Below are 24,761 nucleotides of genomic sequence, written 5' to 3'. Positions count from 1 at the left end.
GAAGCGCAGCCTTATGGCCGTTGCCCGCCAGGGTGGAGTTACTCAGGCGTTCGATGGCACTGCTCCCTTCACGGTTTCCCCGGCGGCATGTGCAAGGGTCTGCCCGAACGTGGGGATGAAGCCGGTGCCGCCCTTGCCGCCCACCACGAGGGAGGATGCGGCAGCACCGTAGCGGGCGGCCGTCGGGAAGTCATCGTCCAGTACCAGGCGGGCCGTCAGCGTGCCCACGAACGCGTCGCCGGCTCCGGTCTGGTCCACGACAGCGGGCGCCGGGATGGCTGGAACCCAGGCCGAGAGGGCGCTGGCCTCGAGCTGGACGCCCTTTGCGCCGCAGGTTACGGCCACATTCTCCGTGCCCAGCGCGCGAAGCTTGGCGGCCGCTTCCTCAGCGGTGGCGGCGCCCAGCAGCGCCCTCGTCTCACCGGGGAAAGAGGGGGTCACCAGGAAGGCGTGCGGCGCCAGTTCGGTGAGGGCCGCCGTCGCATCCTCCACCGAGGTGAGGCGCGGACGGAAGTTGGGGTCATACACGAAGCGCTTGGCCAACGAGGCGGCCTTGGCGACGGCGGCGTGGGATGTCGTCGATATGGCGCAGGCAATGCCGCCCGCCACCACGGCGCCCGCCGCGGCGAAAACTGCCGGGTCGACGTCGTCCGGGCCAAGTGTGGACCCCACGCTGCCGGTGCGGGCGTAGGAGAACTCGCGCTCACCGTCAGGATCGCTGTGGACGAGGTAGACGCCCTGCTGTCCCTTGCGGAACGTCAGGAGGGCCGTGGAAATGCCAAGCTCGGCGATCCGGGCGGCGATGGCGGAGCCCAGGTCGTCGTCGGTCAGCACGGACAGCAGGCCCACCCTGGCGCCTGCAGCAGCGGCGGCTGCGGCGACGTTGAGGGCGTCACCCGAGATGCCCAGCTGTGCCGGCACGCCGTGGGCGAAGGGCAGGTCGGTGGCGACCTCGACGAGGATCTCCCCCATCACCACCACATCGAGGGTGTCTTCGTTTACAGAGCTCACCAGTCGTGCACCGACCCGTCGAGGCGCCGGTTGACCGGCAAGTATTTGGCGTCGAAGGGGAAGCGCGCAGCGGCGTCCTCGTCGAACTCCACGCCAATGCCCGGAGCATCACCGGGGTGCATGTAGCCGTCAGTGAAGGTGTAGGAGGTCTTGAACACTTCGCCTGCCGGGTCGCGGTGGCCCATGTGTTCCTGGATGCCGAAGTTGGGGATGGACATGTCCACGTGCAGCGCTGCCGCAAAGGACACCGGTGACAAGTCACCTGCGCCATGCGAACCGGAGCGGACACCGTACAGGTCGGCGAGCGAGAAGATGCGGCGCAGGTGCGTGATACCGCCCGCGTGCGAGACGGAGGTGCGGATGTAGTCGATGAGGCGTTCGGTGATGAGCTGCTGGCAGTCCCAGATCGAGTTGAAGACCTCGCCCACGGCGACGGGGGTGGTGGTGTGCTGGCGGATCAGCCGGAACGCAGACTGGTCCTCGGCCGGGGTCGGATCCTCGATCCAGAACGGCCGGTACTGCTCCAGCGAGGCACCCAGCCGACCGGCTTCGATGGGCGTGAGCCGGTGGTGGACGTCGTGCAGGACGTGGACGCCGTAGCCGAACTGTTCGCGGACGTGGGCCATCATCTTCGGCGCGAAGTCCAGGTATGCGGTGGTTTCCCAGGTGTCTTCCTGTGGCACATTGCTGCTGGCCGGTTCGTAGAGCTTCCCGTCCACAGGTGCGATGCCGTAGGTCTTGTCCAAACCCGGAACCGCGGCCTGGGCGCGGATGGCCTTGTAGCCGAGGTCGAGGTGGCGTTGGAAGTCGGCGCTGAGGTCCTCCAGGGTAGTGCCGCTGGCGTGGCCGTAGACCATCACGCCCTCGCGGGCGGCGCCGCCCAGGAGTTCGTAGACGGGCATGCCGGCGGCCTTGCCCTTGATGTCCCAGAGCGCGACGTCGATGGCGGCTATAGCGGTCATGGTTACCGGGCCGCGGCGCCAGTAGGCGCCCTTGTAGAAGTACTGCCAGGCGTCCTCGATGCGGCGGGCGTCGCGGCCGATCAGCAGCGGGCAGAGGTGCTCGGAGAGGTACGACGCGACCGCCAGCTCGCGACCGTTCAGGGTGGCGTCGCCGACGCCGGTGATTCCGTCCTCGGTTTCAATTACGAGCGTGACGTAGTTCCGTCCGGGTGACGAAACCACTACCCGTGCGTCGGTGATCTTCACTGGGATTCCTTCAAATGCTAAATGTTCAATATGGGTCGCAGGAGATGCTGTCTTGAACGCTCAAGACGGCATCTCCTGCCAGTCGGTTGGGTCAGGAGAGTCGGAGCATGACCTTGCTGCTGCCGGCGGCCGGATCCGAGGCGGTCCGCATGGCTTGTTCGGCGTCGTCGATGCCGAACCTGTGGGAGATGACGGGCGAGACGTCCAGCCCGTCCTTCATGGCCAGCAGCGCGTCGGTGATCTCCTCGACGAACCGGTAGGAGCCGACCCAGGTGATCTCCCGGGTGACGAGGTCCCCCAGCGCCGAGGCCGTCGGGGCGCCTGGCAGGTTGCCCACCTGGACGACGGTGCCGCCGCGGGCCGTGGCCCGCAGGACGCCGCCGAGCACTGCCGGGATTCCGGTGGCCTCGAAGACGAGCTCCAAGTCGGCCGGCAGCGGGTGGTCCGAAACGTTGAGCACCTCGTCGGCGCCCATAGCCTTGGCTATCCGGAGGGAGGCGTCGCTGATGTCCGTGGCGGTCACGGTCCTGGCCCCCGCGAACTTGGCAGCGGCAGTGACCAGCGACCCGATGGGTCCGGCACCGTTGACCAGCACGTCGCGGCCTTTGAGGCTCCCCGCGCGGCCCACCGCGTGCATGGCGACGGCGAGCGGTTCCGCCAGCGCCCCGCGGAGGGTGTCCACGCCGTCAGGAAGGGGACGGACCTGGAATGCTTTGGCGAGCTTCCGTTCGCTGAACCCGCCGTCGGTGTGCGGATCAAACGCCGCCGACCCGAAATAGCGGATCTGCGGGTACAGGTTGGTCCGGCCCTGCAGGCGCTCCGGCAGGATGCCGTCCCCCACAGGTTCGGCCGGGTGGACCGTAACTGACTGGCCCACCTCGAGGTGGTCGACGCCGGCGCCCAGCTGGGCGATCCGGCCCGCCACCTCGTGCCCCAGGACCAGCGGTGACTTCAACGCCGCCGTCCCCGACGCTCCGTGGCGCCAGTACGAAAGGTCACTTCCGCAGATGCCGCCCCATTCGACGTCGAGCACCACTTCCCCTGGCCCGGCAACCGGTTCCGGCCGGTCATCGATGCGCAGGTCGTTGGGGCCGTGGACTACGACGGCTTTCATACAGCGTCCTCGAGGCGGACCAGGTCGCGGCCGCGGACCTCGGGGCCGACGGCGGCCGAAACGAGGGTGATCAGCGAGTAGCCAATGACCATCGCGGCCAGCGGCCACCAGTGCCCGGTGACTGCTGTCAGCGTTGCCGCCAGCAGCGGGCCGATGGCGGTGGCCAGGATTCCGCCGATTTCCTTGGCGAGGGCCAGCTGGGTGAAGCGGGTACGGGCGCCGAAGAACTCGGCCATCGTGACGCTCTCCATGGCGAACAGGCTCAGCACGCCGAGGTTCAGGCCGATCACCATGGCGATGGTGATGATTGCTGTGTTGCCGCTGGTAATCATCAGCATCATGGGGATGGCGTACAGGGCCGTCAGGGCGCTGAGGGCGATATACAGGGGGCGACGGCCGAACCGGTCGCCGAGGAGGCCGATCAGGGGGATGGTGACGAAGCCCAGGAGGGAGCCGTACATGATCGCGTTGGTGCCCACCGTCTTGTCCGCAAGCAGGACAGTGGCGAGGTAGCCCACCAGGAAGGTCTGGACGAGTCCGGAGTTGCCGGCCTGCCCGAAGCGCAGGCCGAGGGCGATCAGGAAGGACTTCCCCTTCTTCTGGTGCAGGGCGGCCTCGATGGTGCTGGTGCCCTTGAGTTCGGGTGCCTTGGCGGCGGCGGTCTTGATCTTGTCCTTGGTCAGGGCCACACCATCCACGACATCGGCGCGCTGTTCAAAGACCGGGCTTTCCTTGATCGAGCGGCGGATCCAGATAGCGAAAATCATGATCAGGAAGCTGGCGAGGAAAGGTATTCGCCAACCCCAGCTCAGCAAGTCCTCCTGGGAGAGCGAGGCGACCAGGATGGCCCATAGGGCCGATGCGCCCAGGGTGCCCGAGTTGGTGCCAAGGCACACCAGGGAGGAAATGACGCCGCGGCGGCGCGCGGACGCGAACTCCGCGAGCATCACGGTGGCGCCGGCGATCTCCGCACCGGCCCCGAAACCCTGGATGAGCCGCAAGGCCACCAGCAGGATCGGCGCCCAGATGCCCACCATGGCGTACGTGGGGAGGACACCGATCAAGGTGGTGGAGGCTCCCATCAGGGCGATCGTGATGTACAGGACCTTCTTGCGGCCGATCCTGTCGCCCATGCGGCCGAAGTAGACGGCGCCGAACAGGCGGGCCACATAGCCAACGCCGTAGGTGGCCATGGCTGCAATCAGGCCGATGACAGGGCTGACGTCCGGGAAGAAGATCTTGTTGAAGACGATGGCCGCCGCCAAGGAGTACAGCTGGAAGTCCATGAACTCCATGGCCGTTCCGAGCCAGCCGGAGACGGCAACCTTGGCGAGGTCGCGGGTGCTTCGGGCCTCGGCCTGCCCGGGGGTGGGCGGCGCAATGCTTTCGGTCATCAGTTGCTCCTTTGCATGTGATGCAGTCGAAGGGGAGAGCGGTGAAGGGGATGGTTCAGCGGAAACCCTGTGGTCTGCCCGGCCCTCCGCGTGACAGGGCGGAAGCGACGGGCAGCACCTCGATTTCACTACCATACAAGCACTACCATTCTAGTGTGTCAACCAGTTAGACTGAACGCATGGCAACGGACAAAAGAGGCGCCTCACCCCGGCTTTCGGTGCGCGACCAAACCCTTGAGACGCTCCGGCGGCGGATCATTTCCCTGCAGCTGCCCCCTGGCGAGCCCCTCTCTGAGAACGAGTTGGCTCAGGAACTCGGCGTCAGCCGGACGCCGGTGCGCGAGAGCCTGATCCTGCTCCGCGAAGAAGGTCTGGTCCAGGTCTTTCCCCAGATCGGGTCATTCGTTTCGCTGGTGGACCTCGGGCGCGTTTCCGAAGCCCAATTTGTCCGTGAGGCTATCGAATGCGCTTCGCTGCGGGACCTGGCAGTCGACGCCGCGGGAATTACCGGGCTGCGGGACAGCCTGCAGGCCCAATCCGACGCGGATGCCCACGGAGACGTGGAGGAATTCTTCCGGCTGGACGAGGACTTCCACCGGGAACTCCTGCGCCTGGCAGGGCACGAGTCCGCCTGGGCCGCGGTTAACTCTGCCAAGGCACACCTGGACCGGGCGCGCCGAATGAGCCTGTTGGACACCCGACCCGTGTCCACCCTCATCGAGCAGCACACCGCCGTGGTGGACGCGCTCGAAGCCAACAACCTCTCCCGTGCGGACAGCAGCCTGCGCCTGCATCTCCGCGCGGTCTTCGAAGACGTCCAGCGGATCCAGGAAGCCACACCGGAGCTGTTCTCCGACGGCGTCGCACGGCGCCCCCGACGAAGTGTTGCACGTCTCTCTTAATAGCGTACCCGCATAAGCAGCTCTTCAGCCTGCAGCCGGCCCATCCACGGAAGGGTTCCTTGTTTCAGGGCGGGAGCGGCGGCTTGGTTGAACTCCCGCCGCTGGATGGTGCCCGCCAGCGGCGGGACCTTGAGGCGTGGCCCACTAGGAACGACAAGTAATGTCCTGGAGTCCGTAAACCGGGCACGGCTCGAATACGGCCCGCCGGCTCCGAGAAGGACGCGCCTGGCATCAGACCGAGCCTTCCCCTCACCCGCAAGGGTGTAACAGCGTCATCCCCGAACAGTGCGGAGATCCACCCGCCGTTGCCGCCGGCCATCACCCTTGAAGGCGTGGCGCCTCCCAGGGGTAGCCCACGGCGAGGATCCGGAGCCATGATGACACCATGACTGATCCACAACGGAAGCTGTCCCCCGCCGAGCTCGCCCAAGCCGGGCTCACCGGCTGGAACCTGACCGGCGAGACCCTCACCGCCACCTTCAGGACCCGGAAGTTCTCCACCGGGCTGGAACTCGTGAACCGCATCGGCGCCTCCGCCGAGGAGGTAAACCACCACCCCGACCTCACGCTCACCTATTCAACGGTCGGCGTCACGCTCTCAAGCCACGACGTTGGCGGGATCACCAGTCGCGACATCGACCTGGCCCGCACCATCAGCGGACACGCCGCGGACCTCGGCGTCGCCACCGCGGAGTGAGTCCCCGCCGTCGGGCAGGCGGCGAACGCTTCGTCGACGGACTAAGCGGCCTTGGCGGAATCTTCATAATCGGGGGGCCTACAGGCAACGAGAGCGGCTCGGCCTTTTGCATTCCTGCCGAAGCACTCAGGGATTTGGTGACTTCGCCATTGACCAACCGGAGCCGCTCGAACTGATCATCGGCTGGGAATTGTTCGAGTCAGCTTGTGCGGTCCCGGGACAGGTAGCTTGTCCCGCGTCGCGAATTTGGGCTTGAGCCGGGGAGGCAAGCTCTCGGAAGCGTTACCTCCGGCCCAACCGCATCCGCCGGCTTTAACTTCAGCTCCAGCGACTCCACCAGGAGGTCCAGCGGCTGCGTGATGTCGCCCAGCACGTGAACTTCGTCCGATTCCAGGTCCTCAAGGGCGGCGAACTGGGACTCCAGCAGTGCGCGCGGCATGAATTCGTGGGAGCGCGCGTCCATCCGGGCGCCGATTGTTGCCGCAGTGCCGGTGAGGTGTACGAAGACAACTTCCGGTGCATAGCTGCGCAGGAGGTCCCGATACCGGCGCTTCAGCGCGGAACAGGCAACAATCGGTGGGACTCCGGCCCCGCAGTCGTCCTTCCCTGCAAGCAACTCCCCCAACCGGGCCAACCACGGTTCCCGGTCCGTGTCCGTCAGTGGAACCCCGGCGGCCATCTTTTGCTTGTTCGTTGCTGGATGGAAATCATCCCCGTCCAAGAACGGCATGCCCAGTCGCTGCCCCAGGAGGGCGCCGACGGTGGACTTCCCGCAGCCGGAGACGCCCATCACCACCAGCGGAGGTAGCTGCCCGCTCATTTGACCTCCCCATCGCCGAAGCTCAGCAGGACCTTGCCGGAGGCTGTGGAGTCCTTGGCCACCTCGAACGCGTGCAGTGCGTCGGCCAGCGGGAACTCGTGCGTGATGACGGGCTCGATGTGGAGGGAGCCGTCTGTGAGGGCGGCGATGACGTGGTCGATTTCGTTGTTGAAGCGGAAGGAGCCCTTGAGGTCCAGTTCGCGGGTGATGGCCAGCGAGATGGGGACCGGTTGCATGCCGGTGGGCAGCAACCCCACCATCACCACGGTGCCGCCGCGCACCGCGCCGCGGATGGCGGAGGCCAGCCCGTGGTGGTTGCCGGAGGACTCAATCACCACGTCCGCCTCCACGGCGGCGATGGCTGCGATGTCCGCGGCGTTGATCACGCGGTCCGCGCCGACGGCCGTGGCGATCTCCAGGGGCTTGGGATGGAGGTCGACGGCGGTGATGCGGGCCGCGCCGGCGCGTTTCAGGACCGCGACGGCAAGGGCACCGATGGGGCCGGAGCCAATGACCAGGGCTGTTTTGCCCGCCACATTCCCGGCGCGGGAGACGGCGTGCCAGGCGACGGATGCCGGTTCCACCAGCGCGGCCGTGCGCAGGTTCATGCCGTCCGGCAGGGGCCGCAGCATCCGCACCGGAAGGGTGACGTACCGGCTGAAGGCGCCGTCGGTGTGCGGGTAGCGGGCGGCACTGCCCAGGTAGGTGCAGCCCGGGGACAGGTTGGGGCGGTCCGCGGGGTACTTCGCAGCGCCGGGGCCGGGGGTTGCCGGGTGGACGGCGACGGCGGTTCCGGGCTGCGGTCCCTGGCCGTTGGCGGCGGCGCGGACCACGACGCCGGAGATTTCGTGGCCCAGCACCAGGGGCGCCTTCAGGATGGACTCGCCGGCCGCGCCGTGCAGCCAGTAGTGCAGGTCCGAGCCGCAGATGCCGCCGTAAAGGACTTCGACGACGGCCTGGTCCTCGGCCGGCGGGGCCAGCGGGACTTCGTCGATCCGGAGGTCCCCGGCGGCGTGGGCCACCAGGGCGGGGCCGGAGGCAGGCAGCTTTTCAGCCAGTGTGTTTGCGGGCATCAGACCACCACCGTCATTCCGCCGTCGATGAAGATGGTTTGGCCGTTGACGAAGTCCGACCCGCTGGAGGCGAGCCACACCACGGGCCCGGCGAGGTCCTGCGGTGTGCCCCAGCGGTGGGCCGGGGTGCGGCCCAGGATCCAGGAGTTGAACTGTTCGTCGTCCACCAGGTTTTGGGTCATTTCGGTGTGGATGTACCCGGGGGCGATGCCGTTGACCTGCAGGCCGGAGGCGGCCCACTCGGCCGTCATGGCGCGGGTGAGGTTCCGCAGGCCGCCTTTGGCTGCAACGTAGGGGGCGATGGTGGGGCGGGCCAGGTCCGTCTGCACCGAGCAGATGTTGATGATCTTGCCGCGTCCGCGCGGAATCATGTGCCGGGCGGCCTCGCGGCCCACCAGGAACGCGCTGGTGAGGTCCGTGGAGATGACCCGTTCCCAGTCTGCCACGTCCAGGTCCAGCATGGGAACGCGGTGCTGGATGCCGGCGTTGTTGACCAGGATGTCCAGCGGGCCGATGTTCTCTTCGATCCACGCGACGCTGCGGGCCGCAGCCTCGCCGTCGGTGACATCGAACGCGATGCTGGCGATGCGGCCGGCCGGGAAGGCGGCGGCGAGCGCGGCTTCGGCTTCCTTGAGCCGCTCCGGGTTGACGCCGTTCAGGACCACCGTGGCGCCGGCGTCGGCCAGTGCCCGGGCCAGCGAGGATCCGATGCCGCGGCTGGAGCCGGTCACCAGGGCGACGCGGCCGGTGAGGTCGAACAGCGCGCTCATGCGGACTGCCCCTGCCGGGAAGGGACCTGCTCGAAAGGCCCCTGCTGGACCAGGTTTGCCGGGGTTTCGCCCGCGGCCAGGGCGTGGAGCTGGTGCTTCAGGAGTTTGAGGATCCGCGGCTCGAACGCTGAGGCGTTGCCGCCCACGTGCGGTGTGATCAGCGCGTTGTCCGTGGACCACAGCGGGTGGCCCTTGGGCAGCGGCTCGGGGTCCATCACGTCCAGGGCGCACTGCAGCCGGCCGGAGACTACCTCGGCGGTGAGCGCGTCGGTGTCGACCACGGGGCCGCGGCCCACGTTGACCACCAAAGCGCCGTCCGGCAGCGCAGCCAGGACCTTGGTGCCCACGAGGTGGTGGGTGTGGTCGTTCAGGGGAAGGACGGAGACCAGGATGTCGTGGCTCCGTGCCAGGGTTTCCAGGTCGGCGGAGGAATGGACCTGGCCCTGGTCGTCGGTGCGGGCGGTGCTGCCCACCCGGGTGAGGGTCACTTCGAACGGTTCCAGCCTGCGGGCCAGTTCCTGCCCGATGCCGCCGATGCCAAGGAGGAGCACGCGGCGGTCGGCCAGGGACTGGCGGCGCTGCGGTGCCCAGTTTTCGGTTTGCTGGTCCCGGACGGCCTGGTCGATGCCGCGCAGTTTGGCCAGGATGAGGCCCACGGCCAGTTCGGCGGTGGCTGCGGCGTGGACGCCCGAGGCGTTGGCCACCGCGGCGCCCGGTCCTGCTGCCTCGCGGACGCCGTCGAACCCGGTGGACTGGGTCTGGACGAACTTCAGGTCCGCCACCTTGTTCAGGTTCGCCAGGACCGCACCGGCGTTGAGGTACGGCAGGATGACCCCGTCGATGCTGCCGTGGGCCTCGTCCGGGGCCCCCTGCATGTCCCACACCACTCCCGTCAGTCCCTCCGGGAGCGGGGACAGGTCGGCCAGGAGCTGGGGTTCGGGGAAACTGACGGTACGTATCAACTGCATCGGTTGGGCCTATCGGGTTGGCGGTGTGGAAGTCCGATGCCCGGTGCCGGGCATCACGGGATGAACTGGGATTCAGTCCTCGCGGCGGTCGAAGGTGAGGCCGCCGGGAACCTGGAACGTGGGCATGAGTTCAAGCATGCCAACATTCACGTGGCGCGGGGTTTCAATGGCGTAGTCCAGGGCGTTGACGATGTCGTCGGTGGTCAGCGACTCGTAGCCTTCGTAGTAGGTCTGCCAGGCTTCTTCCATGGCCTCGGGGCTGCCGCCCATGTTGCGGCCGAAGATCTCGGTTTCCACGCGGCCGGGGCAGATTTCGGTGACGCGGATGCGTTTGCCCACGGTGTCGTTGCGGAGTTGCCGGGAGATCTGGTGCACGGCGGCCTTGGTGGCGTGGTAGACGGTGTGGCCGTAGAAGTTGTAGGTGCCGGCGATGGAGCTGATGTTGACCACGTGCCCGAGGTCCCGTTCCACCATGCCGGGCAGGACCAGCCGGGTGAGCTGCAGGAGCCCGCGGAGGTTGACGTCGATGAGTTCGTCGATGTCCTGCTCGGAGGAGTCCAGGATGTTGCCCGGACGGGAGACGCCGGCGCAGTTGACCAGGACGTCCACTTTCAGGTCATTGACGACGGCGGTCAGGGCGGCGGTGTCGGTCAGGTCCACCACGTGCGGGACTACTCCCGTCCGGTCCGCCAGCTCAGCGAGGCGTCCCTCGTTGCGGGCCACCGCCTGGACGGTGAGGCCGCGCTTGGCCAGCCGTTCGGCGATGGCGGCGCCCATGCCGGTGGACGCGCCGGTGACGAGGGCGGTGGTGTAGTCGGAAAAAGGCATTTGGTACTCCAAAAAGTGGGAAGGGGCGGGCACTTACCTCCGGCGGTGGGCTGGACGTAGTAGCTCCGGGTTGGCAGTGGTTAGGGATCGAGTAGCGGTTTGTGGGCGCGGTCCTGGGCGGTGGGATAAACATTCATGATGTTCAGGCCCCTGACGCTGGGCTGAGTTCGTGCCAGCGCTGGCCGGCACCGATCCCGAGGAGACCGAAGACTGTGTTGATGGTCTGCCGTAGTCTCTCCAGTTCCAGGCAGGCTGTGCGGTGCGTGGCTGTTGCTTCCGCCACGGTTGTCTTCCTGAAGGTGACGGTGTGTCCGGGCCTGGCTTGGGCCAGGACGTCCAGGGAGCGGCTGGTGACCACTGCCAGGACCGGGTACCCGGCCGTTACACCCCGCCCCCGGTGCAGGACCAGCAGCTCCTCCCGGGACGGAACCTCGATGGCCCCGACCGGGACGCCCCTGGACAGCACTTCGGACGTGAGCTGGCGCTCGGGCAGGGCGCCGCCGAGCCGGAGCCCAATGTGGTTGCTGCGGGAGCTGACGGTGTACTGCGTGCTGAACAGGAGGTCCGCCGTGTCCCCGAATTCCGCCACGTCCGGCCCGTCGGTGACGTCGATGACCGGGGTGGTGGTGAAGGCTGGTTTGGTGATTGCCAGCCGGAACAGCGGCAGGCCAAAGTGTGGTTGGGTGATGGGCGCCGTGGTCTTCCGTGTTTCCAGGCGGAAGCCCTCCACGAGCTTCAATCCGAAACCCACCACCGTGTCAGGGGCACAGCTGCCCAGCAGGCTGGGGACCGTGAAGGACCCGTGAACGGCGACGTAGGCCCGCAGCCCGGTCCGGATTCCGCGAACGGCCACCACTTCGCCGGCCCGGACGGACACGGGCTCCCATTGCGGGCACTCGCGGCCGCCCACCGTGAGGTCCAGGGGTGCACCGGTGACGGCGATCAGCAGGTCGGTGGTGGCGCGCATCCGGAAGTCCAGCGCGGTGAGTTCCAGCAGGGGGTCGTTGTCTTGGTTGCCGGCGAGGATGTTGGCGGCCTTGGCTGAAAACTGGTCCAGGGCGCCGTTGACGGGGAGGCCGTAGGCGGGGCCCTTCGTCCGGCCCAGGTCCGTGACCACGGAGTGTCCGGGCTGCAGGATGATCAGGGAACCGGTCATGGCCGTGCCTCCAGGAACTGCCCCGTGAAGTTTCCGAAGTCCTCCGCCGATATCCGGTAGAAGCGCAGTTCGTCGCCCGGGACGTAGGGCACCAGGGGTTCGCGGGCTGCGTCCAGGACTGTTAGGGGGGTCTGCCCGATAACGCACCAGCCACCCGGTGCCACTGCGGGGGCGATCACGGCCTGGCGTCCGGCCACGGATACGGCACCGGCGGGAACCGACAGCCGCGGGTCCTTGAGCCTGGGGACGGGGACCGGGAAGTCTGGCCCATCCATCATGGGAGATCCTGCCGGCGCCCCGAGGCAACGGATGATGTAGGTTTTGGCCGTGTGCCGGGCGATGACGTCCTCAACGTCCAGGCCCTGGTGGTCCGCCACCCGGTCCAGGTCGGGCCCGTAGTCGCCGCCGTACACCACGGGCACCTCGAAACGGCGGGGTTCCCGCATAGGGGTGCCGGTGAAGTCCAGCTGGCGCATGCCCAGGAGGACGAACGCCCGGACCTGCCGCGCGGAGGTGCGGTAGGGGTCGAATTCCACCAGGACCGAGTCGTAGGTGGGAACGGCGCCGTAAATGCCGTCGACGCCGGCCGTGGCCAGCCAGCCGGCCAGGGAGTGGACGGTGGACCAGTTCGCTTCCGCGTCACCGGACCGTGCCACCACGCGCAGGGCGGCGTCACCGGATTCGAAAATATCCAGTGCTGTTGGCGTTGTCGTTTCGGCCATCGTCAGGAAACCTTCTGCTTTGCGGCGAGCACCTCTGCCAACGGGGCGATGGTGACGCCCGCGGCAATCAGTTCGCCGCGGATCAGGCGGGCCAGTTCGACGGCGCCCGGGTTGTCGCCGTGCAGCAGCACCGTGTCTGCCTGGATGGCGATGTCCCTGCCGGAGGCAGTCTTGATCAGTCCTTCACAGACCATCCGCACGGTGCGCTCGACGATGACGGAGGGGTCGTGGATTACGGCGCCGGGCTGGCTGCGCGGCACCAGTGTGCCGTCATCCTGGTAGGCCCGGTCCGCGATGCCGACGATGGCCACCCGCAGGCCGCGATGCGCCGCGGCGGTGGCGAGTTCACCGTCCTGCGCCAGGATGATCAGGGCCGGATCCACGCGCACGGCGGCATCCGCTACGGCTCCCGCGTAATCGGCGCGTGTTGCCACCAGGTTGCCCAGGCGGCCATGCGGGGCGAGGTGGGAGACGGAACCGCCATGGTAGGCGGCAAACGCTGACAGGGCTCCCAGCTGGTAGATGACGTCGGTACGGACTTCGTCAGCGGTGAGGTCCATGGCCCGGCGGCCAAAGCCGCGGAGGTCCGGGAAGCTTGGATGGGCGCCGATGCCGACTCCCCTTCGGATACATTCGGCCACAGTGGCGTCCATGATGTCAGGGTCCCCTGCGTGGAAGCCACAGGCGATGTTGGCGCTGGACACGATCTCCAGCAGGGCTTTGTCATCGCCAATCGAGTAGGCGCCAAAACCTTCACCAAGATCCGCTACGAGATCGACTGTGGGCATTACGGGCCTTCCTCTGCTGGTGCTGGGTAACGCGTGGTGTAAATGAGTGTGACACTGGGATTTGCCTCACACAAAGACGAATCCGATGTCATGGGATAGAGAACAGTTATGACCTTCGTCTCCACTATTGGCACTTGCCCAAAGAATGTACGCCTTGTTTCGTAGCTGTAAAAATCGTGCGGCCAATAAACTCTTTCCCCGCTTATGCAAAAGGCGTATGCCGTCATCAAAATCGACGATGGCTAGGCGGGGATAGAATGTTCTGGTCATTGGAAAGTCATCTGCAATTAACCTATGCCCGAGACTCGGATCACACAAAGACGTAATGCCTGTCCCGCCATAGCGCCAACGTATGACCCCGCATGCTGTGCCGTCCCCGCTGAAAGAGGAGCGCTATGGACACCCGGAAGCTGGCGTACTTCGTCAAGATCGTCGACTCAGGAAGCATCACCAAGGCGGCCGCCGCCCTCCACGTGGCCCAGCCGGCGCTGAGCCAGCAGGTGTCGGCCCTGGAAACTGAACTAAAGCAGCGGCTCCTGATCCGCAGCAAGCAGGGCGTGGAGCCCACGGCGGCCGGCCATACCCTGTACCGGCACGCGCAGACTATCCTGCGGCTGGTAGAGCAGGCCAGAATCGACGTTGCAGCCTCCGGCGCTGCCCCCTCGGGCCGCGTCTCCATTGCCATTGCGCCGTATAGCATGGCATCCAGCCTTACCCCGCGGATCATCAGCGAGGTGGGCCGGCGCTACCCGGACATCGTCCTCCACGTCACCGAAATCTATGGCGGCGTGCTCAGCGAGGCCATCAAGAACGGGCGCCTGGATATGGCGCTCATCTACGAGCCCGGACCGATCCGTGGGGTGCAGTTCACCACTTTGATCGTGGAGGACCTGTACCTGATCGTGAATGGCCGCCGGGAACTGCCTGTAGCGGCGGACGCAGAATCCATCACCCTTGCGGGGGTGGCAACCCTGGGTCTTTTCCTGCCGGAACAGAACCACACGCTGCGGCAGGTGGTGCAGGCAGGCATCGAAAACAAGGGCATGAAACTGAAGCTGGTAGGCGAAGTGGAATCGGTCCCCTCCCTCACCCGGCTGCTGCGCACGGACCTCGGGGCAACCATCCTGCCAAAGTCGGCCGCGGACGCCCTGTTCCACGAGGAGGACTTCCGGGTCCTGCGGATCGTCGAACCCGCGCTGCAGTGCAAAATCGCACTGTGCACCCCCGACCATGAGCCCCTGTCCGAAGCCGGTTCAGCGGTCCTGCTGGTACTGAAGGAAATGCTCCAGGAAATGCTCCGCAGCAAATACCCTGCCATTCCCGGTCACTGACCGGACGGCACCATAAGGGAGGCTTATCAGGGCACTTTTGTTTTGTCTTATTCAGGGCCCAACCGAAGTCCTAGGATAAAAGCCATAAAGGTCCGCTCAAACAGCGTTCACCTCGGTAATAAATTTCCCGGAGCCCACCATGAAAAAGATCACCAGCCTGCAATACCGGAAAACTGCGGAAAGAAGAATCCAGCTCAAAGCAAGCACCGGTTCGCACTGCCCCACCAACGGCTTCTGGCGCCCGGAGGACGGCCCCTCCGCGGAGCCGGTGTTCGTGTTCGAGGGAAGCATGATGCCGCCGGGCAGGAGCGGCTCCACCATGTGGTACCTGGACGACTCCCAGGTGGGTCCGCCGGCCTACCTCCTGCCCGGCATGAACTAAGCCGCACGAGGGCGGCAAGAGGCAAAGCCCGGAGTTCCGAAAGGAACCCGGGCCTCTTGGTTTTTAAAAGAGAGTTGCTGCGTAACTGCCGTCACAACGAAGGAGTCATGACCGCAATTACGCAGCAACGAACGAGCTACATCGCAGGCTGCAGTTCAGCATCCTCGACCAGCAGCCCCTTGGCTTTCAGCACATCGGTGAGCTTGCACAGCTCGATGGTAGTGCCGCCGTCCTTGTAACGGCGGATGAGGTCGTCCTCGGCATCCACGCGTGCCTGGGACAGCTTGATGACTTCCTCGATCTCGTCCTTGCGGACCACAACCACGCCGTCGGCGTCGCCCAGCAGGACATCGCCCGGGTAGACAATCTCGTCACCGAACACGAGGGGATGGTTGATGGGCCCAATGGTTTCCTTGACGGTCCCCTTGATGCAGACGCTGCCGGAGAACACGGGCAGTCCGAGTTCGATCAGGTCCTTGGTGTCGCGGACGCCGGAGTCGGTGACCATTCCGGCCAGGCCTTTCGCCTTCATGGCGTTGCCGAGGACATCGCCGAACGTCCCGGCCTCTTCGTACTCACCGGCGGAGACCAGGACAACGTCGCCCTTCTGGGCGTAGTGGATGGCCACTTGGAGCATCAGGTTGTCCCGTGGTGCACAGACCACGGTGACGGCGGGGCCGCAGAACGTCATGCTGCGGTCGATGGGCTTAATCTTGGAGCTCAGGGCGCCCTTGCGGCCCTGTGCTTCGTGCACTGTGGCGGAGGAGAACTTGGAAAGGCGCTGAATGGCGTCCTCCGATGGCCGGTCGAATTTCGTTTTGACGTGGATCATTGGTGCTCCTGTTGTTGGAAGGCGTAGGCAATGGGATGGTTGGGTCAGGCCAGCGCCGTGACGGCCTTTTCGATGGCGGCAATGGATTCCTCGATCACCGGCAGGCCGGTGGCGTAGGAGATTCGGAAGTATGGGCTCAGTCCGTAGGCGGAACCCTGGATGACGGCAACAGACGCTGCTTCAAGCAGGTACAGCGTGAAGTCCTCGTCGTTGGTGATCTGCCTACCGTCGGGCGTCGTCTTGCCGATGACCCCGGCGCAGTTGACGTACGCGTAAAAGGCGCCATCCGGCGTCGCGCACCGCAAACCTTCGATGGCCTTCAGCCCGGCAACTGCAGCGTCGCGCCGCTCCCGGTAAACCGCCACGCTGTCGCGGACAAATGCCTGGTCGCCGGTGAGAGCCGCAGCAGCTGCAGCCTGGCTCACCGAGGACGGGCAGGAGGACATCTGGGACTGCAGCTTGTTGATGGCAGCCACCAGGGGCCCCGGCCCACCGGCATAGCCCAACCGCCAGCCCGTCATGGCATAGGCCTTGGAGACGCCATTCGTAACCAGCACACGGTCCTTGAGCTCAGGGGCAACGGCCACCAGGCTGGTGATGTGCTCTTCGCCGAAGTGGATCTCGTCGTAGATTTCATCCGTGAGGACGTAGACGGCCGGATAGTCCTTGAGGACGGCGGCCAGTCCGGCCAGTTCCTCACGGGAGTACACCGCTCCCGTGGGGTTGGAGGGGGTGTTAAGGATGACCCACTTGGTGCGCTCCGTCAGTGCCCCGGCCAGGGCGCCAGGGGTGAGTTTGAAGCCAGTATCCTCCCCGCAGGAGACAACGACGGGGGTTCCTTCGTTGGCGAGCACCATGTCCGGGTAGGAGACCCAGTACGGTGCGGGGATGACCACCTCGTCGCCCTGGTTCAGTGTTGCCATGAATGCGGTGAAGATGACCTGCTTGCCGCCTCCGCCGATGGTGATCTCACCCGGTGTGTACGGCAGGCCGGTTTTGCGCTGCAGCGTCTGCAGGATGGCCTTCTGCAATGCGGGCGTCCCGGTCACCGACGTGTACTTGGTTTCACCCCGGCCGATGGCTGCGATGGCAGCGTCCTTGATGTGCTGCGGTGTATCAAAATCCGGCTCGCCGACCGTCAGGTCCAGGATCCGGCGTCCCTCAGCCTTGAGCTCCCGTACTCGGGCCGCCGCGGCAACGCTGGGTGAGGATTTAATACGGGTAACGCGTGATGCGGGCACGAATTCAGGCATGTTCTCTTCCAGGCTTCCGATACGGATGAGGGTGGTTCATTCGAGCCTAGGGAAGGAGCCATGCTCTTGGATAAGACCTAAAGTGCGTGGACAGATAAGCAGCCCTTATGACGGAGCAGGCCAGAACTTTCGCGTATCGCTCCACGCACTTTCGGTATTGCCTCCCGGGCTTGCCCGCGGCGTAACCTGCAGGGTGGAGAGACCTGAGGAAGGCACAACGCCGGCCCCCGGCACGTTCCTCCCAGGCCGCCGGGACAAAGCCCGGGAAAGGTGCCGCTGCCACTGGGAAACCGCGTTGACATGGAAACACCACCAACGAAAGACAAGGAGCAAAGGTGCCCGGTAGAGAGATTCAGGAACGAATACCTCCGCGTACAGCCGGCACCGGGACGCGCGGGGCCGGCGTGGCCGCTTACCGGTACCGGGGCGTGCCGAAGCCGGACCCAGCCACTGCCCGCGCCCAGCAAGCCCTGGCCATACTGGCCCAGCTGCGGACGACCATCGCGCTCGGGTCCAGCCGGGTGCGTGCCCTCACCGCCGAGCTGGGTGACTGCGTTGCCCAGGCCGTGTGCGACGGCGTAAAGGTTGCCGCCGTCGCAAACGCCGCGGGCGTGCCTGCCGCCAGTATCCGGTCTGCCGCGCGGGCACGCGGCGAGCTGTACCCGTCGGGCCAAACCCGAAGGGAGCATCTTCACCTCATTGCCGGATTGGCTGCGGAGTTGGCGGCAGCCAAGGGCACCCGGAGTGCCGCAGAAGAAGAACGCACGCAGGTACTGGCCCTGGCCAGGAAATCCCGACTGCTTGACGACTACCAACTTGCCGGGGCAAGCGGCCTGAAGTCCGACGAGATCCGCAAAGTGACCAGGGGCGTGGGCTTGCGTGTGGCCTAGCCGCAATGATCATCCCGGCTGATCCGCTGCCCGCCGTCTATCACCCCGTTGTCCCTGGCGGACACCGGCGAAGACGAGTTCCGGCATACTTCACGCCTCCGCTCTGGCGGCGACCGGCAGCCAAGCGTAGCGTCTTTTTCGAAGAGGCCGCAGCAAGCACGGTGTCTGCTTGTACGGTGCTTCGTCGCGGAGGAGGCCAGAATGGCGGGGTGGAATGCAGATACCGCGGCCGGTCCACTTGGGGCTGGCTCTGTGATTGGTCGAGGGCTCATCCTTTTGTATTTCGTCGTCCAACGGAGATATTCAAGCCGATCGTCCGCACGGCCTCTTCGTGGCCGACGTCAGGATCCTTTCAACCTGGCAACTCACAGTGGATGGACAGGGGCTTGAACCACTCACAGCGGAGACAAAGGAGCCGTTCCGTGCCGCATTTGTTGCAAGGATCCCCCGGTCCGACGGCTACGCTGACAGCCCACTTATCGTGGAAAGGCTGCGGGAAGTAGGGGCCGGCCTCCAGGAGCAGCTCACCGTCCACAACTACTCCCAGGAGCCCGCTGAGTGCCTCATCGTCCTGGAAACGGGGGCCGACTACGCGGACCTCTTCGAGGTGAAGGAGGCACGGAGCCGGCGACGGTGGGAGGAAACACGAGAAGCCGACGACGGAATGCTCACCATTCGGGGCACCTGACAGGACGTCCGCAAAGGCACCGCTATCCACGTACCTGGTGCCGGCATTTCCGGTAACACCGTCCAATATCGAGTCTCGGTACCCGCTCATGGGCAATGGAGCACACTCCTGACCGTCCTGCCCACCGACGATGGAGCCCAGGCACCGGCTTTCGCCCATTCCGAGGGGGATAGTCTGTCCCCCCGAGACCGTCGCCGCCGGGAGTGGGTGGCGAAGATCCCCGTACTGCAAGTGGCCAACCGCTCCGTGGAACGGACCCTGCGCCGCAGTTACGACGACCTGGGCGCTCTTCGGATCGAGGACCCCGACCATCCGGAGCGCGTTGTCGTCGCCGCCGGTGCGCCGTGGTTCATGACCCTGTTCGGAAGGGACTCCTTGTGGGCCTCGGTGATGGCGATGCCGGTAGACCCTTCGCTGGCCCTGGGCACACTCCAGACCCTCGCCGACCGCCAGGGCACCGTGGTGGACCCCATGACGGAAGAGGAACCGGGCAAGATCCTCCACGAGGTCCGGCTTGATGTCTCCAGCGGCCTGTCCCTGGGCGGCAAGTCGAACTACTACGGCAGCGTGGACGCCACTCCCCTCTTCCTGATGGTGCTTGGGGCGGTGAGCCGTTGGGGATTCGCTGCGGATACCATCAAGGCCCTGTTGCCCCACGCCGACCGCGCACTGGACTGGATCGTGGACTACGGCGACAAGGACGGCGACGGCTTCGTCGAGTACCAACGGCTCAACGATCAGGGGCTGGTCAATCAAGGCTGGAAAGACTCCTGGGACGGCATCAACTTTGCCGACGGCACCCTGGCCGAGCCGCCCATCGCGCTCTGCGAGGTACAGGCGTACGTCTACGTCGCCTACCTGTCACGGGCATGGCTGGCCTACGAGGCCGGTGACATGGCATTAGGCAACGACCTCACCGATCGCGCTGCCCGGCTGAAGAAGCAGTTCAACGAGCAGTTCTGGATCCCGGAGCGCGGGTACTACGCCATCGCGCTCGACGGCAGGAAACGGCAGGTTGATGCCTGTGCCTCGAACATGGGGCACTGCCTGCTTCAAGGTCTGATCGACGAAGACAAAGCCCCGCAAGTCGCCGCGCACCTGATGTCACCGGAAATGTTCAGCGGCTGGGGCGTACGCACCCTGGCCAGCAACATGGGCGCCTACAACCCGGCCAGCTACCACAACGGGTCCGTCTGGCCCCACGACAACGCCATAATCACGGCCGGGCTCCTCCGGTACGGCTTCGTCGCCGAAGCGCAGAAAATCGCCACCGGGATGATGGACGCGGCAGAGTTCTCCGACGGCCGCCTCCCGGAACTGTTCTGCGGCTTCAGCCGGGACCACCTCGCCACTCCCGTTCCGTACCCCACCGCCTGCTCGCCTCAGGCGTGGGCAGCCACCGCACCCATCCAGATCGTGTCCAGCCTGATGCGTTACGACCCGGTCGTGTCTGCCGGCGGCGTGTGGCTCGATCCCGTCCTCCCCGGTCCTTCGGGGATCTGCACATCTCCAACGCCCCCCTTGGCAATGGCCGCATCACCATCGACATCGCCAGCTCCGTCCCGTCCATCCAAGGACTACCCCCGGAGATGGCCCTTCACCGGGGACACCGCCCGTGGATGTCCGAACTGGTTGAGGAAGCGGTGCGGCGTCGTGGAAATAGTCGCCCCACGTCAAACCCTCTTGGTTAGGGAACCACGTCGAGCTTCCTGTTGTCCAAGGCCTCCCGCGCTTCACCTCTGTGCCATAACGAATCGCTATGTAGGTACATAAAAGCGGACTTTGTGTGACCCAAACCGCAAACGTTAACTTGATGTCTGGGGCCGGTCCGCAAAGCCGTAAACACGACTTGCGAGAGAGCTCACAGCAGGACCAACCGGATATTCCACTCGAAATCTCTTTCCCAGAGCCCAGGTGTAGCGGCAGCCGGTGTTCACCCAATCACCAACGGAGACGAAATGACTGAAACCTTACTTCCGAAGAAGACCCCGGTCAGGGCCGCAGTCGCGGCCTGGATCGGCACGACGTTGGAGTACTACGACTTCGCGGTGTACGGCACCTCGTCGGCGTTGATTCTGAACGTCCTCTTCTTCTCGCCCGAGCTGCCCCAGGGCATCAGCGTGCTGCTCGCCATGATCACCTTCGCGGTCGGCTACGCGGTACGCCCGCTCGGCTCCCTCATCTTGGGACCATTGGGTGACCGCCGCGGCCGCAAATTCGTCATGATGATCACACTGTTCGGCATCGGCGGCTGCACCTTCCTGATCGGCTGCCTGCCCACGTACGCCCAGATCGGTCCTCTTGCTCCGATCCTGCTCGTGCTGATCCGCGTCATCCAAGGACTGTGCCTTTCCGGCGAACAGCCCAGCGCCATCACCATGAGCCTGGAGCATGCTTCCGAGGGCCGACGAGGGTTCCTTGCCAGCTTCACCACGCTGGGCTCCTCCTCCGGCACGCTGCTCACCCTGCTGGTCTTCATCCCGATTGCAGCCATGCCCTCGGAGCAGTTGCTGTCCTGGGGCTGGCGGCTTCCGTTCTGGGCCTCCGCCGTCGTGGTCGTCGCTGCTTACCTGATCCGCCGCCACATCCAGGAGCCGCCCGAGTTCGTAAAGGTCCAGGCCGCCAAGGTGAACGTCGCCCCCCTCAGGCACCTTCTGCGCTTCCACTGGCGCGCGGTGCTGCGGATCGTATTCTGTGCGCTCATCGCGGGCACCAGCTACATGATGCAGACCTTCTCGGTAGCATTCGGGACCGCCGGGTACAAGCTGGATAAGCCAACCATGCTCCTGACGACCACAGTCTCGGCAGTGATCGCCCTCGGAATCACGCCCCTGGCAGGATTCCTTGTGGACAAGATCGGCCGCAAAACGATGTTCCTCATCGCAACGGGCGGCGTAGGCATCACCATGGTGCCCTACCTGTGGTCAATCACGACCGGCAACTGGTCGCTGATCTTCCTGTTTGGCATCATCAACTACTCCCTCTTCTACTCCATGGTGAACGCGTCCTGGCCTTCGTTCTTTGCAGAGATGTTCCCCGGCCGGCTGCGCGTCTCCGGACTCGCCCTTGGCACCCAGATCGGCTTCGCCATCTCGGGCGTCATCGGCCCCGTTCTCTCGACAGCACTCGCTGGCCCCGATTTGAAAGATTGGGTTGGCCCGTCCATGGTCGCGCTCGGGTTCATGGTCCTGGCAGGAATCTCAGCCCTCACCGCCAAGGAAACCAAAAAGTACACGCTCAAGGAACTCGACGAGGTGCAGCAGAGCGAGCGGGAGACGGCCGTCCTCACGGCCGCGACCGTGTCCCCGGGCACAGCTACAGCTACCCACGGCCTCGCTGGTTAGCCTGGAATGCAGATGTGACGGGTAAACGCCCGCAACCTGATCGCCAACCAGCTGTACGGGTCAGGATGTTCGTTACATCGTGAATAGTGAAGACCTCTTAGTCTTGGTGGCTACTACACACAGCCAACGACTAAGAGGTCTTCACGTTCCGCCCGTAATGCCCGCCTGGCATAGGGCCCTCTGCGTCCGGGGGGGGGAAGTGCGTAAGCCAGAGGTACACCCAAATCTGACTTCAGACCGTGGCGTGAAGTCTGTCCGAGGGAGCTTGATATCTCCCTGTTCTGACACTGGCGCTCGGAACCCATGTGCCCAGAAGTGACAGTGAACACGGCCCCACGACCACGCCAATTAAGATTGCGAAAGTGTGGACAGTACACACCCTCTATGACGGGACAAAAGCAGCTTCTCAACAACTTGTCCAACGAAAATCGGCAACGTCATGTCGTTCCCGCTCCCCCTGCCCATGAACAGGTGCAGGCCACCCAGGCCACCCACACAGAACGGAAACGAGGAACTGCACAACCCCACCAGAGCAGGCGGAAGGCCCACCAGCCAGGGACTTGAACCCGCCACCCCACACACCTGAACAGGCCGCCGCGGCAGCCAGGCCACAGCCCGCGACCCAACCCGTCAGACCGACGCGACCACAAGCTTTATCAACACGTCAAAGCAAAATTGCCCCTGACGAGGGAATACTTTGTGCCTGAGGTGGGACTCGAACGGCATTCCCGGCCTTGCAAACACTGGAAAATTCGCGAAAACACGCGTGGTCCGGAGCAGTACGCGGGCGTTACGAGGCACTCCGATACGAAAAGTGTGGATATTGTCCACACCCTCCTTTGGGGCCAATTTCTCGACCTCGATAGGTCGTCTTCTGGGCGAATTCACGCGCCCCGATCATCGCCGCACCGTACCTCCGAAAACGGTAGCCAAAGCAAAGATTCCACTCGGACGGCAGTGTAGTCATTTTGAACGGCACGATGATAGCTTGCCGGGTCCTCCGCGCAACCATAGCGCTTCCGCGCCGGCCCCGGGAACCGGAAACTTCCCCGCAAGGTGACTGCTACCTCGGCCGGACGAAGTTTCCGAACCCCGACCCCGTCCCCCAAGTTGCACTCCAGTCCCTCCAGCCAGCAACTACTCCGCTACCAGAAAGACGAACTGACTCAAAGACCAGAGCGATGTCAGGATGCCAAGGCCGCCAAGCCAAACACGACCACATCCGAGGACACCGCCATCCGACCAACTCTCAGTCGCTAATTGACGGTAAATACGCCATCGGCTCCGTAAATTGGGCCTGGGGGAGCTAATACAAGGACACGCACCGGACATCGTGGCTGGGCCTTTCCCGCACTCGTCAGTGCGTGACAGCGTTAGCCCCGCGCAGTGCGGAGTTTTACCCGCAGCCACCGGTGCCTGCCATCCCGTTGGGAGGCATGGCGCCTTCCAGGGCTGACCCACGGCTGCCCTCGGGAGCCATGATGGCACTATGACTGATCCCCCAGCGGAAGCTGTCCGCCGCCGAGCTCGCTGAAGCCGGGCTCATCGGCTGGCGTCTGACCGGCGAGACCCTCACCGCCACCTTCAGGACCCGGAAGATCTCCACCGGACTGGAGCTCGTGAACCGCATCGGCGCCTCCGCCGAGGAAGCCAACCACCACCCCAACCTCACGCTCACCTACCCGAAGCAGGCGTCACGCTGTCAAGCCACGATGTCGGCGGGATCACCATCCGCGACATCGACCTGGCCCGCACCATCAGCGGCCACGCCGCGGCCCTCGGGGCCGCCCCCGCGGAGTAAGTCCGCGCAGTCGGGCAGGGGCAAAGGCTCGTCGAGTCGCTAAGCGGCCTTTACGGAATCTCCAGTATCGGCTCTTTTAGATCGACGGGGGATTCCCGCTGTCGAATGGGTGGTCGGCGTTTGCCTAGAGTGTCGGCGGTGGCATTGAATCTATCCGGCCGAGCAGCACTCGTTGTTTTCAAATGTTCTGCAGGAGCCCCCGGGGATCTCACAGTTCGCCCACAGGAGAGGGAAAGGACCTGGACAGCGCGCCCCCGCAGGATTGGAACAACTTCGAAATACGGAGTGGCATCAACAAGGAGAAAACTGATGAAGAACGTCCGGAGAATCGCGGCAGGGGCCAGCCTTGTCGGTGCACTGATCGGAGGCGGCGCCCTCACTGCAGCCGCACTGCCGGCCAACGCTGCCACCACGGCGCCCAGCCCCTCCAGCACCGCCCAAGCCGGTGCCGCCCATGGAAACGAAACAGCCCTCACCGGGGACACCGCGGACAAGGTCAAGGCCGCCGTCCTGGCCGCCAACGCCGGCGCCACCATCGATGCCATGACCACCGAAGACGACGGCTCCGCCGCCTACGAAGCCCACATCACCAAATCCGACAACACCCACGCCACCGTCAAGCTCGACACCAACTTCACCATCACCGCCACCGAAACCGGCGGCCCTGGCGGTGGCCGTGGCGGCCATGGACACGATGGAAACGAAACAGCCCTCACCGGGGACACCGCGGACAAGGTCAAGGCCGCCGTCCTGGCCGCCAACGCCGGCGCCACCATCGATGCCATGACC

22 protein-coding genes and 1 pseudogene are annotated in these 24,761 nt (G+C 65.3%); 9 read left to right on the top strand and 14 right to left on the bottom strand.

Annotation, left to right across the window (positions count from 1 at the left end; translation table 11 throughout):
* Window positions 1–42: 42 nt before the first annotated feature.
* From J2X98_RS19965 to J2X98_RS19950, 4 genes are all read right to left on the bottom strand, one after another.
* A complete protein-coding gene (locus tag J2X98_RS19965) occupies window positions 43–972 on the bottom strand; it encodes a PfkB family carbohydrate kinase (RefSeq protein ID WP_373460933.1) in 930 nt (309 codons plus the stop codon).
* A gap of 35 nt (window positions 973–1,007) precedes the next feature.
* The gene (manD, locus tag J2X98_RS19960; protein ID WP_307311733.1) at window positions 1,008–2,219 is read right to left on the bottom strand and encodes a D-mannonate dehydratase ManD; all 1,212 of its coding nucleotides are present in this window, start codon (window positions 2,217–2,219) and stop codon (window positions 1,008–1,010) included.
* 91 nt (window positions 2,220–2,310) lie between these two features.
* Window positions 2,311–3,333 (bottom strand): L-idonate 5-dehydrogenase, encoded by a 1,023-nt coding sequence (locus tag J2X98_RS19955; RefSeq protein WP_307311732.1) that lies wholly within the window; start codon window positions 3,331–3,333, stop codon window positions 2,311–2,313.
* On the bottom strand, window positions 3,330–4,727 hold the full coding sequence (locus J2X98_RS19950) for an MFS transporter (RefSeq protein WP_307311729.1): 1,398 nt from the start codon (window positions 4,725–4,727) through the stop codon (window positions 3,330–3,332). The genes J2X98_RS19955 and J2X98_RS19950 overlap by 4 nt, the downstream gene beginning before the upstream one ends.
* A 179-nt stretch (window positions 4,728–4,906) precedes the next feature.
* On the opposite strand from J2X98_RS19950, the gene J2X98_RS19945 reads away from it, so the two are divergent.
* Both J2X98_RS19945 and J2X98_RS19940 read left to right on the top strand, forming a co-directional pair.
* The gene (locus J2X98_RS19945; protein ID WP_307311726.1) at window positions 4,907–5,629 is read left to right on the top strand and encodes a GntR family transcriptional regulator; all 723 of its coding nucleotides are present in this window, start codon (window positions 4,907–4,909) and stop codon (window positions 5,627–5,629) included.
* A 385-nt stretch (window positions 5,630–6,014) separates the two neighbouring features.
* Window positions 6,015–6,326 (top strand): 4a-hydroxytetrahydrobiopterin dehydratase, encoded by a 312-nt coding sequence (locus tag J2X98_RS19940; protein ID WP_307311724.1) that lies wholly within the window; start codon window positions 6,015–6,017, stop codon window positions 6,324–6,326.
* A 199-nt stretch (window positions 6,327–6,525) separates the two neighbouring features.
* Here the strand turns inward: J2X98_RS19940 and J2X98_RS19935 are convergent, their stop codons facing one another.
* From J2X98_RS19935 to J2X98_RS19900, 8 genes are all read right to left on the bottom strand, one after another.
* A complete protein-coding gene (locus J2X98_RS19935) occupies window positions 6,526–7,146 on the bottom strand; it encodes a gluconokinase (RefSeq protein WP_307311722.1) in 621 nt (206 codons plus the stop codon).
* Window positions 7,143–8,219, bottom strand: a complete 1,077-nt coding sequence (locus tag J2X98_RS19930) for an L-idonate 5-dehydrogenase (RefSeq protein ID WP_307311719.1) — start codon at window positions 8,217–8,219, stop codon at window positions 7,143–7,145. The genes J2X98_RS19935 and J2X98_RS19930 overlap by 4 nt, the downstream gene beginning before the upstream one ends.
* Window positions 8,219–8,989, bottom strand: a complete 771-nt coding sequence (locus J2X98_RS19925) for an SDR family oxidoreductase (RefSeq protein ID WP_307311716.1) — start codon at window positions 8,987–8,989, stop codon at window positions 8,219–8,221. The genes J2X98_RS19930 and J2X98_RS19925 overlap by 1 nt, the downstream gene beginning before the upstream one ends.
* Window positions 8,986–9,957: a 2-hydroxyacid dehydrogenase gene (locus J2X98_RS19920; RefSeq protein WP_307311712.1), complete on the bottom strand. Its 972-nt coding sequence runs from the start codon at window positions 9,955–9,957 to the stop codon at window positions 8,986–8,988. The genes J2X98_RS19925 and J2X98_RS19920 overlap by 4 nt, the downstream gene beginning before the upstream one ends.
* A gap of 72 nt (window positions 9,958–10,029) precedes the next feature.
* Window positions 10,030–10,785 carry an SDR family oxidoreductase gene (locus tag J2X98_RS19915; protein WP_307311709.1) on the bottom strand — a complete coding sequence of 252 codons (756 nt, stop codon included), beginning with the start codon at window positions 10,783–10,785 and terminating at the stop codon, window positions 10,030–10,032.
* Between the two features lie 142 nt (window positions 10,786–10,927).
* Window positions 10,928–11,941, bottom strand: coding sequence for a 5-oxoprolinase subunit C family protein (locus J2X98_RS19910; RefSeq protein ID WP_307311706.1), 1,014 nt, complete (start codon window positions 11,939–11,941; stop codon window positions 10,928–10,930).
* Window positions 11,938–12,663, bottom strand: a complete 726-nt coding sequence (locus J2X98_RS19905; RefSeq protein WP_307311705.1) for a 5-oxoprolinase subunit B family protein — start codon at window positions 12,661–12,663, stop codon at window positions 11,938–11,940. Before J2X98_RS19905 ends, J2X98_RS19910 begins: the two co-directional genes overlap by 4 nt.
* A 2-nt stretch (window positions 12,664–12,665) precedes the next feature.
* Window positions 12,666–13,451 carry a LamB/YcsF family protein gene (locus J2X98_RS19900; protein ID WP_307311703.1) on the bottom strand — a complete coding sequence of 262 codons (786 nt, stop codon included), beginning with the start codon at window positions 13,449–13,451 and terminating at the stop codon, window positions 12,666–12,668.
* A gap of 395 nt (window positions 13,452–13,846) precedes the next feature.
* Between J2X98_RS19900 and nac the strand changes: the two genes are divergently transcribed.
* Both nac and J2X98_RS19890 read left to right on the top strand, forming a co-directional pair.
* Window positions 13,847–14,782, top strand: a complete 936-nt coding sequence (gene nac / locus J2X98_RS19895; protein WP_307311701.1) for a nitrogen assimilation transcriptional regulator NAC — start codon at window positions 13,847–13,849, stop codon at window positions 14,780–14,782.
* Between the two features lie 139 nt (window positions 14,783–14,921).
* Window positions 14,922–15,164 carry a hypothetical protein gene (locus tag J2X98_RS19890; protein ID WP_277797826.1) on the top strand — a complete coding sequence of 81 codons (243 nt, stop codon included), beginning with the start codon at window positions 14,922–14,924 and terminating at the stop codon, window positions 15,162–15,164.
* 136 nt (window positions 15,165–15,300) lie between these two features.
* Here J2X98_RS19890 and J2X98_RS19885 read toward each other — a convergent pair whose 3' ends face one another.
* Together J2X98_RS19885 and J2X98_RS19880 are read right to left on the bottom strand one after the other, a co-directional pair.
* Window positions 15,301–15,996 carry a 4-carboxy-4-hydroxy-2-oxoadipate aldolase/oxaloacetate decarboxylase gene (locus J2X98_RS19885; RefSeq protein WP_307311698.1) on the bottom strand — a complete coding sequence of 232 codons (696 nt, stop codon included), beginning with the start codon at window positions 15,994–15,996 and terminating at the stop codon, window positions 15,301–15,303.
* A gap of 44 nt (window positions 15,997–16,040) precedes the next feature.
* The gene (locus tag J2X98_RS19880; RefSeq protein ID WP_307311695.1) at window positions 16,041–17,249 is read right to left on the bottom strand and encodes an aspartate transaminase; all 1,209 of its coding nucleotides are present in this window, start codon (window positions 17,247–17,249) and stop codon (window positions 16,041–16,043) included.
* 335 nt (window positions 17,250–17,584) lie between these two features.
* On the opposite strand from J2X98_RS19880, the gene J2X98_RS19875 reads away from it, so the two are divergent.
* The 5 genes and pseudogenes from J2X98_RS19875 to J2X98_RS19855 form a co-directional block, all read left to right on the top strand.
* Window positions 17,585–18,139 carry a hypothetical protein gene (locus J2X98_RS19875; protein WP_307311692.1) on the top strand — a complete coding sequence of 185 codons (555 nt, stop codon included), beginning with the start codon at window positions 17,585–17,587 and terminating at the stop codon, window positions 18,137–18,139.
* 201 nt (window positions 18,140–18,340) lie between these two features.
* Window positions 18,341–20,518, top strand: a pseudogene (locus tag J2X98_RS19870) (amylo-alpha-1,6-glucosidase).
* A gap of 267 nt (window positions 20,519–20,785) precedes the next feature.
* Entirely contained in the window at window positions 20,786–22,171 is a 1,386-nt protein-coding gene (locus J2X98_RS19865; RefSeq protein WP_307311690.1) for an MFS transporter, read from the top strand.
* Between the two features lie 1,493 nt (window positions 22,172–23,664).
* Window positions 23,665–24,015 carry a 4a-hydroxytetrahydrobiopterin dehydratase gene (locus J2X98_RS19860; RefSeq protein WP_307311781.1) on the top strand — a complete coding sequence of 117 codons (351 nt, stop codon included), beginning with the start codon at window positions 23,665–23,667 and terminating at the stop codon, window positions 24,013–24,015.
* A gap of 266 nt (window positions 24,016–24,281) precedes the next feature.
* A partial coding sequence (locus tag J2X98_RS19855) for a hypothetical protein (RefSeq protein ID WP_307311687.1) occupies window positions 24,282–24,761 on the top strand: 480 nt, incomplete at its 3' end.

It is taken from the genome of Pseudarthrobacter enclensis (assembly GCF_030811655.1).
GTDB lineage: Bacteria > Actinomycetota > Actinomycetes > Actinomycetales > Micrococcaceae > Arthrobacter > Arthrobacter enclensis_A.
The sequence above is the reverse complement of the archived record's forward strand: the minus strand, read 5'-3'. Positions and strand labels throughout refer to the sequence as shown.

Bases quoted from the DNA above. Each gene is read 5' to 3' on its own strand.
- J2X98_RS19965 (WP_373460933.1), bottom strand. From the start codon at position 972: ATGGGGGAGATCCTCGTCGAGGTCGCCACCGACCTGCCCTTCGCCCAC.
- J2X98_RS19955 (WP_307311732.1), bottom strand. From the start codon at position 3,333: ATGAAAGCCGTCGTAGTCCACGGCCCCAACGACCTGCGCATCGATGAC.
- J2X98_RS19950 (WP_307311729.1), bottom strand. From the start codon at position 4,727: ATGACCGAAAGCATTGCGCCGCCCACCCCCGGGCAGGCCGAGGCCCGA.
- J2X98_RS19945 (WP_307311726.1), top strand. From the start codon at position 4,907: ATGGCAACGGACAAAAGAGGCGCCTCACCCCGGCTTTCGGTGCGCGAC.
- J2X98_RS19940 (WP_307311724.1), top strand. From the start codon at position 6,015: ATGACTGATCCACAACGGAAGCTGTCCCCCGCCGAGCTCGCCCAAGCC.
- J2X98_RS19935 (WP_307311722.1), bottom strand. From the start codon at position 7,146: ATGAGCGGGCAGCTACCTCCGCTGGTGGTGATGGGCGTCTCCGGCTGC.
- J2X98_RS19930 (WP_307311719.1), bottom strand. From the start codon at position 8,219: ATGCCCGCAAACACACTGGCTGAAAAGCTGCCTGCCTCCGGCCCCGCC.
- J2X98_RS19925 (WP_307311716.1), bottom strand. From the start codon at position 8,989: ATGAGCGCGCTGTTCGACCTCACCGGCCGCGTCGCCCTGGTGACCGGC.
- J2X98_RS19920 (WP_307311712.1), bottom strand. From the start codon at position 9,957: ATGCAGTTGATACGTACCGTCAGTTTCCCCGAACCCCAGCTCCTGGCC.
- J2X98_RS19915 (WP_307311709.1), bottom strand. From the start codon at position 10,785: ATGCCTTTTTCCGACTACACCACCGCCCTCGTCACCGGCGCGTCCACC.
- J2X98_RS19910 (WP_307311706.1), bottom strand. From the start codon at position 11,941: ATGACCGGTTCCCTGATCATCCTGCAGCCCGGACACTCCGTGGTCACG.
- J2X98_RS19905 (WP_307311705.1), bottom strand. From the start codon at position 12,663: ATGGCCGAAACGACAACGCCAACAGCACTGGATATTTTCGAATCCGGT.
- J2X98_RS19900 (WP_307311703.1), bottom strand. From the start codon at position 13,451: ATGCCCACAGTCGATCTCGTAGCGGATCTTGGTGAAGGTTTTGGCGCC.
- nac (WP_307311701.1), top strand. From the start codon at position 13,847: ATGGACACCCGGAAGCTGGCGTACTTCGTCAAGATCGTCGACTCAGGA.
- J2X98_RS19890 (WP_277797826.1), top strand. From the start codon at position 14,922: ATGAAAAAGATCACCAGCCTGCAATACCGGAAAACTGCGGAAAGAAGA.
- J2X98_RS19885 (WP_307311698.1), bottom strand. From the start codon at position 15,996: ATGATCCACGTCAAAACGAAATTCGACCGGCCATCGGAGGACGCCATT.
- J2X98_RS19880 (WP_307311695.1), bottom strand. From the start codon at position 17,249: ATGCCTGAATTCGTGCCCGCATCACGCGTTACCCGTATTAAATCCTCA.
- J2X98_RS19865 (WP_307311690.1), top strand. From the start codon at position 20,786: ATGACTGAAACCTTACTTCCGAAGAAGACCCCGGTCAGGGCCGCAGTC.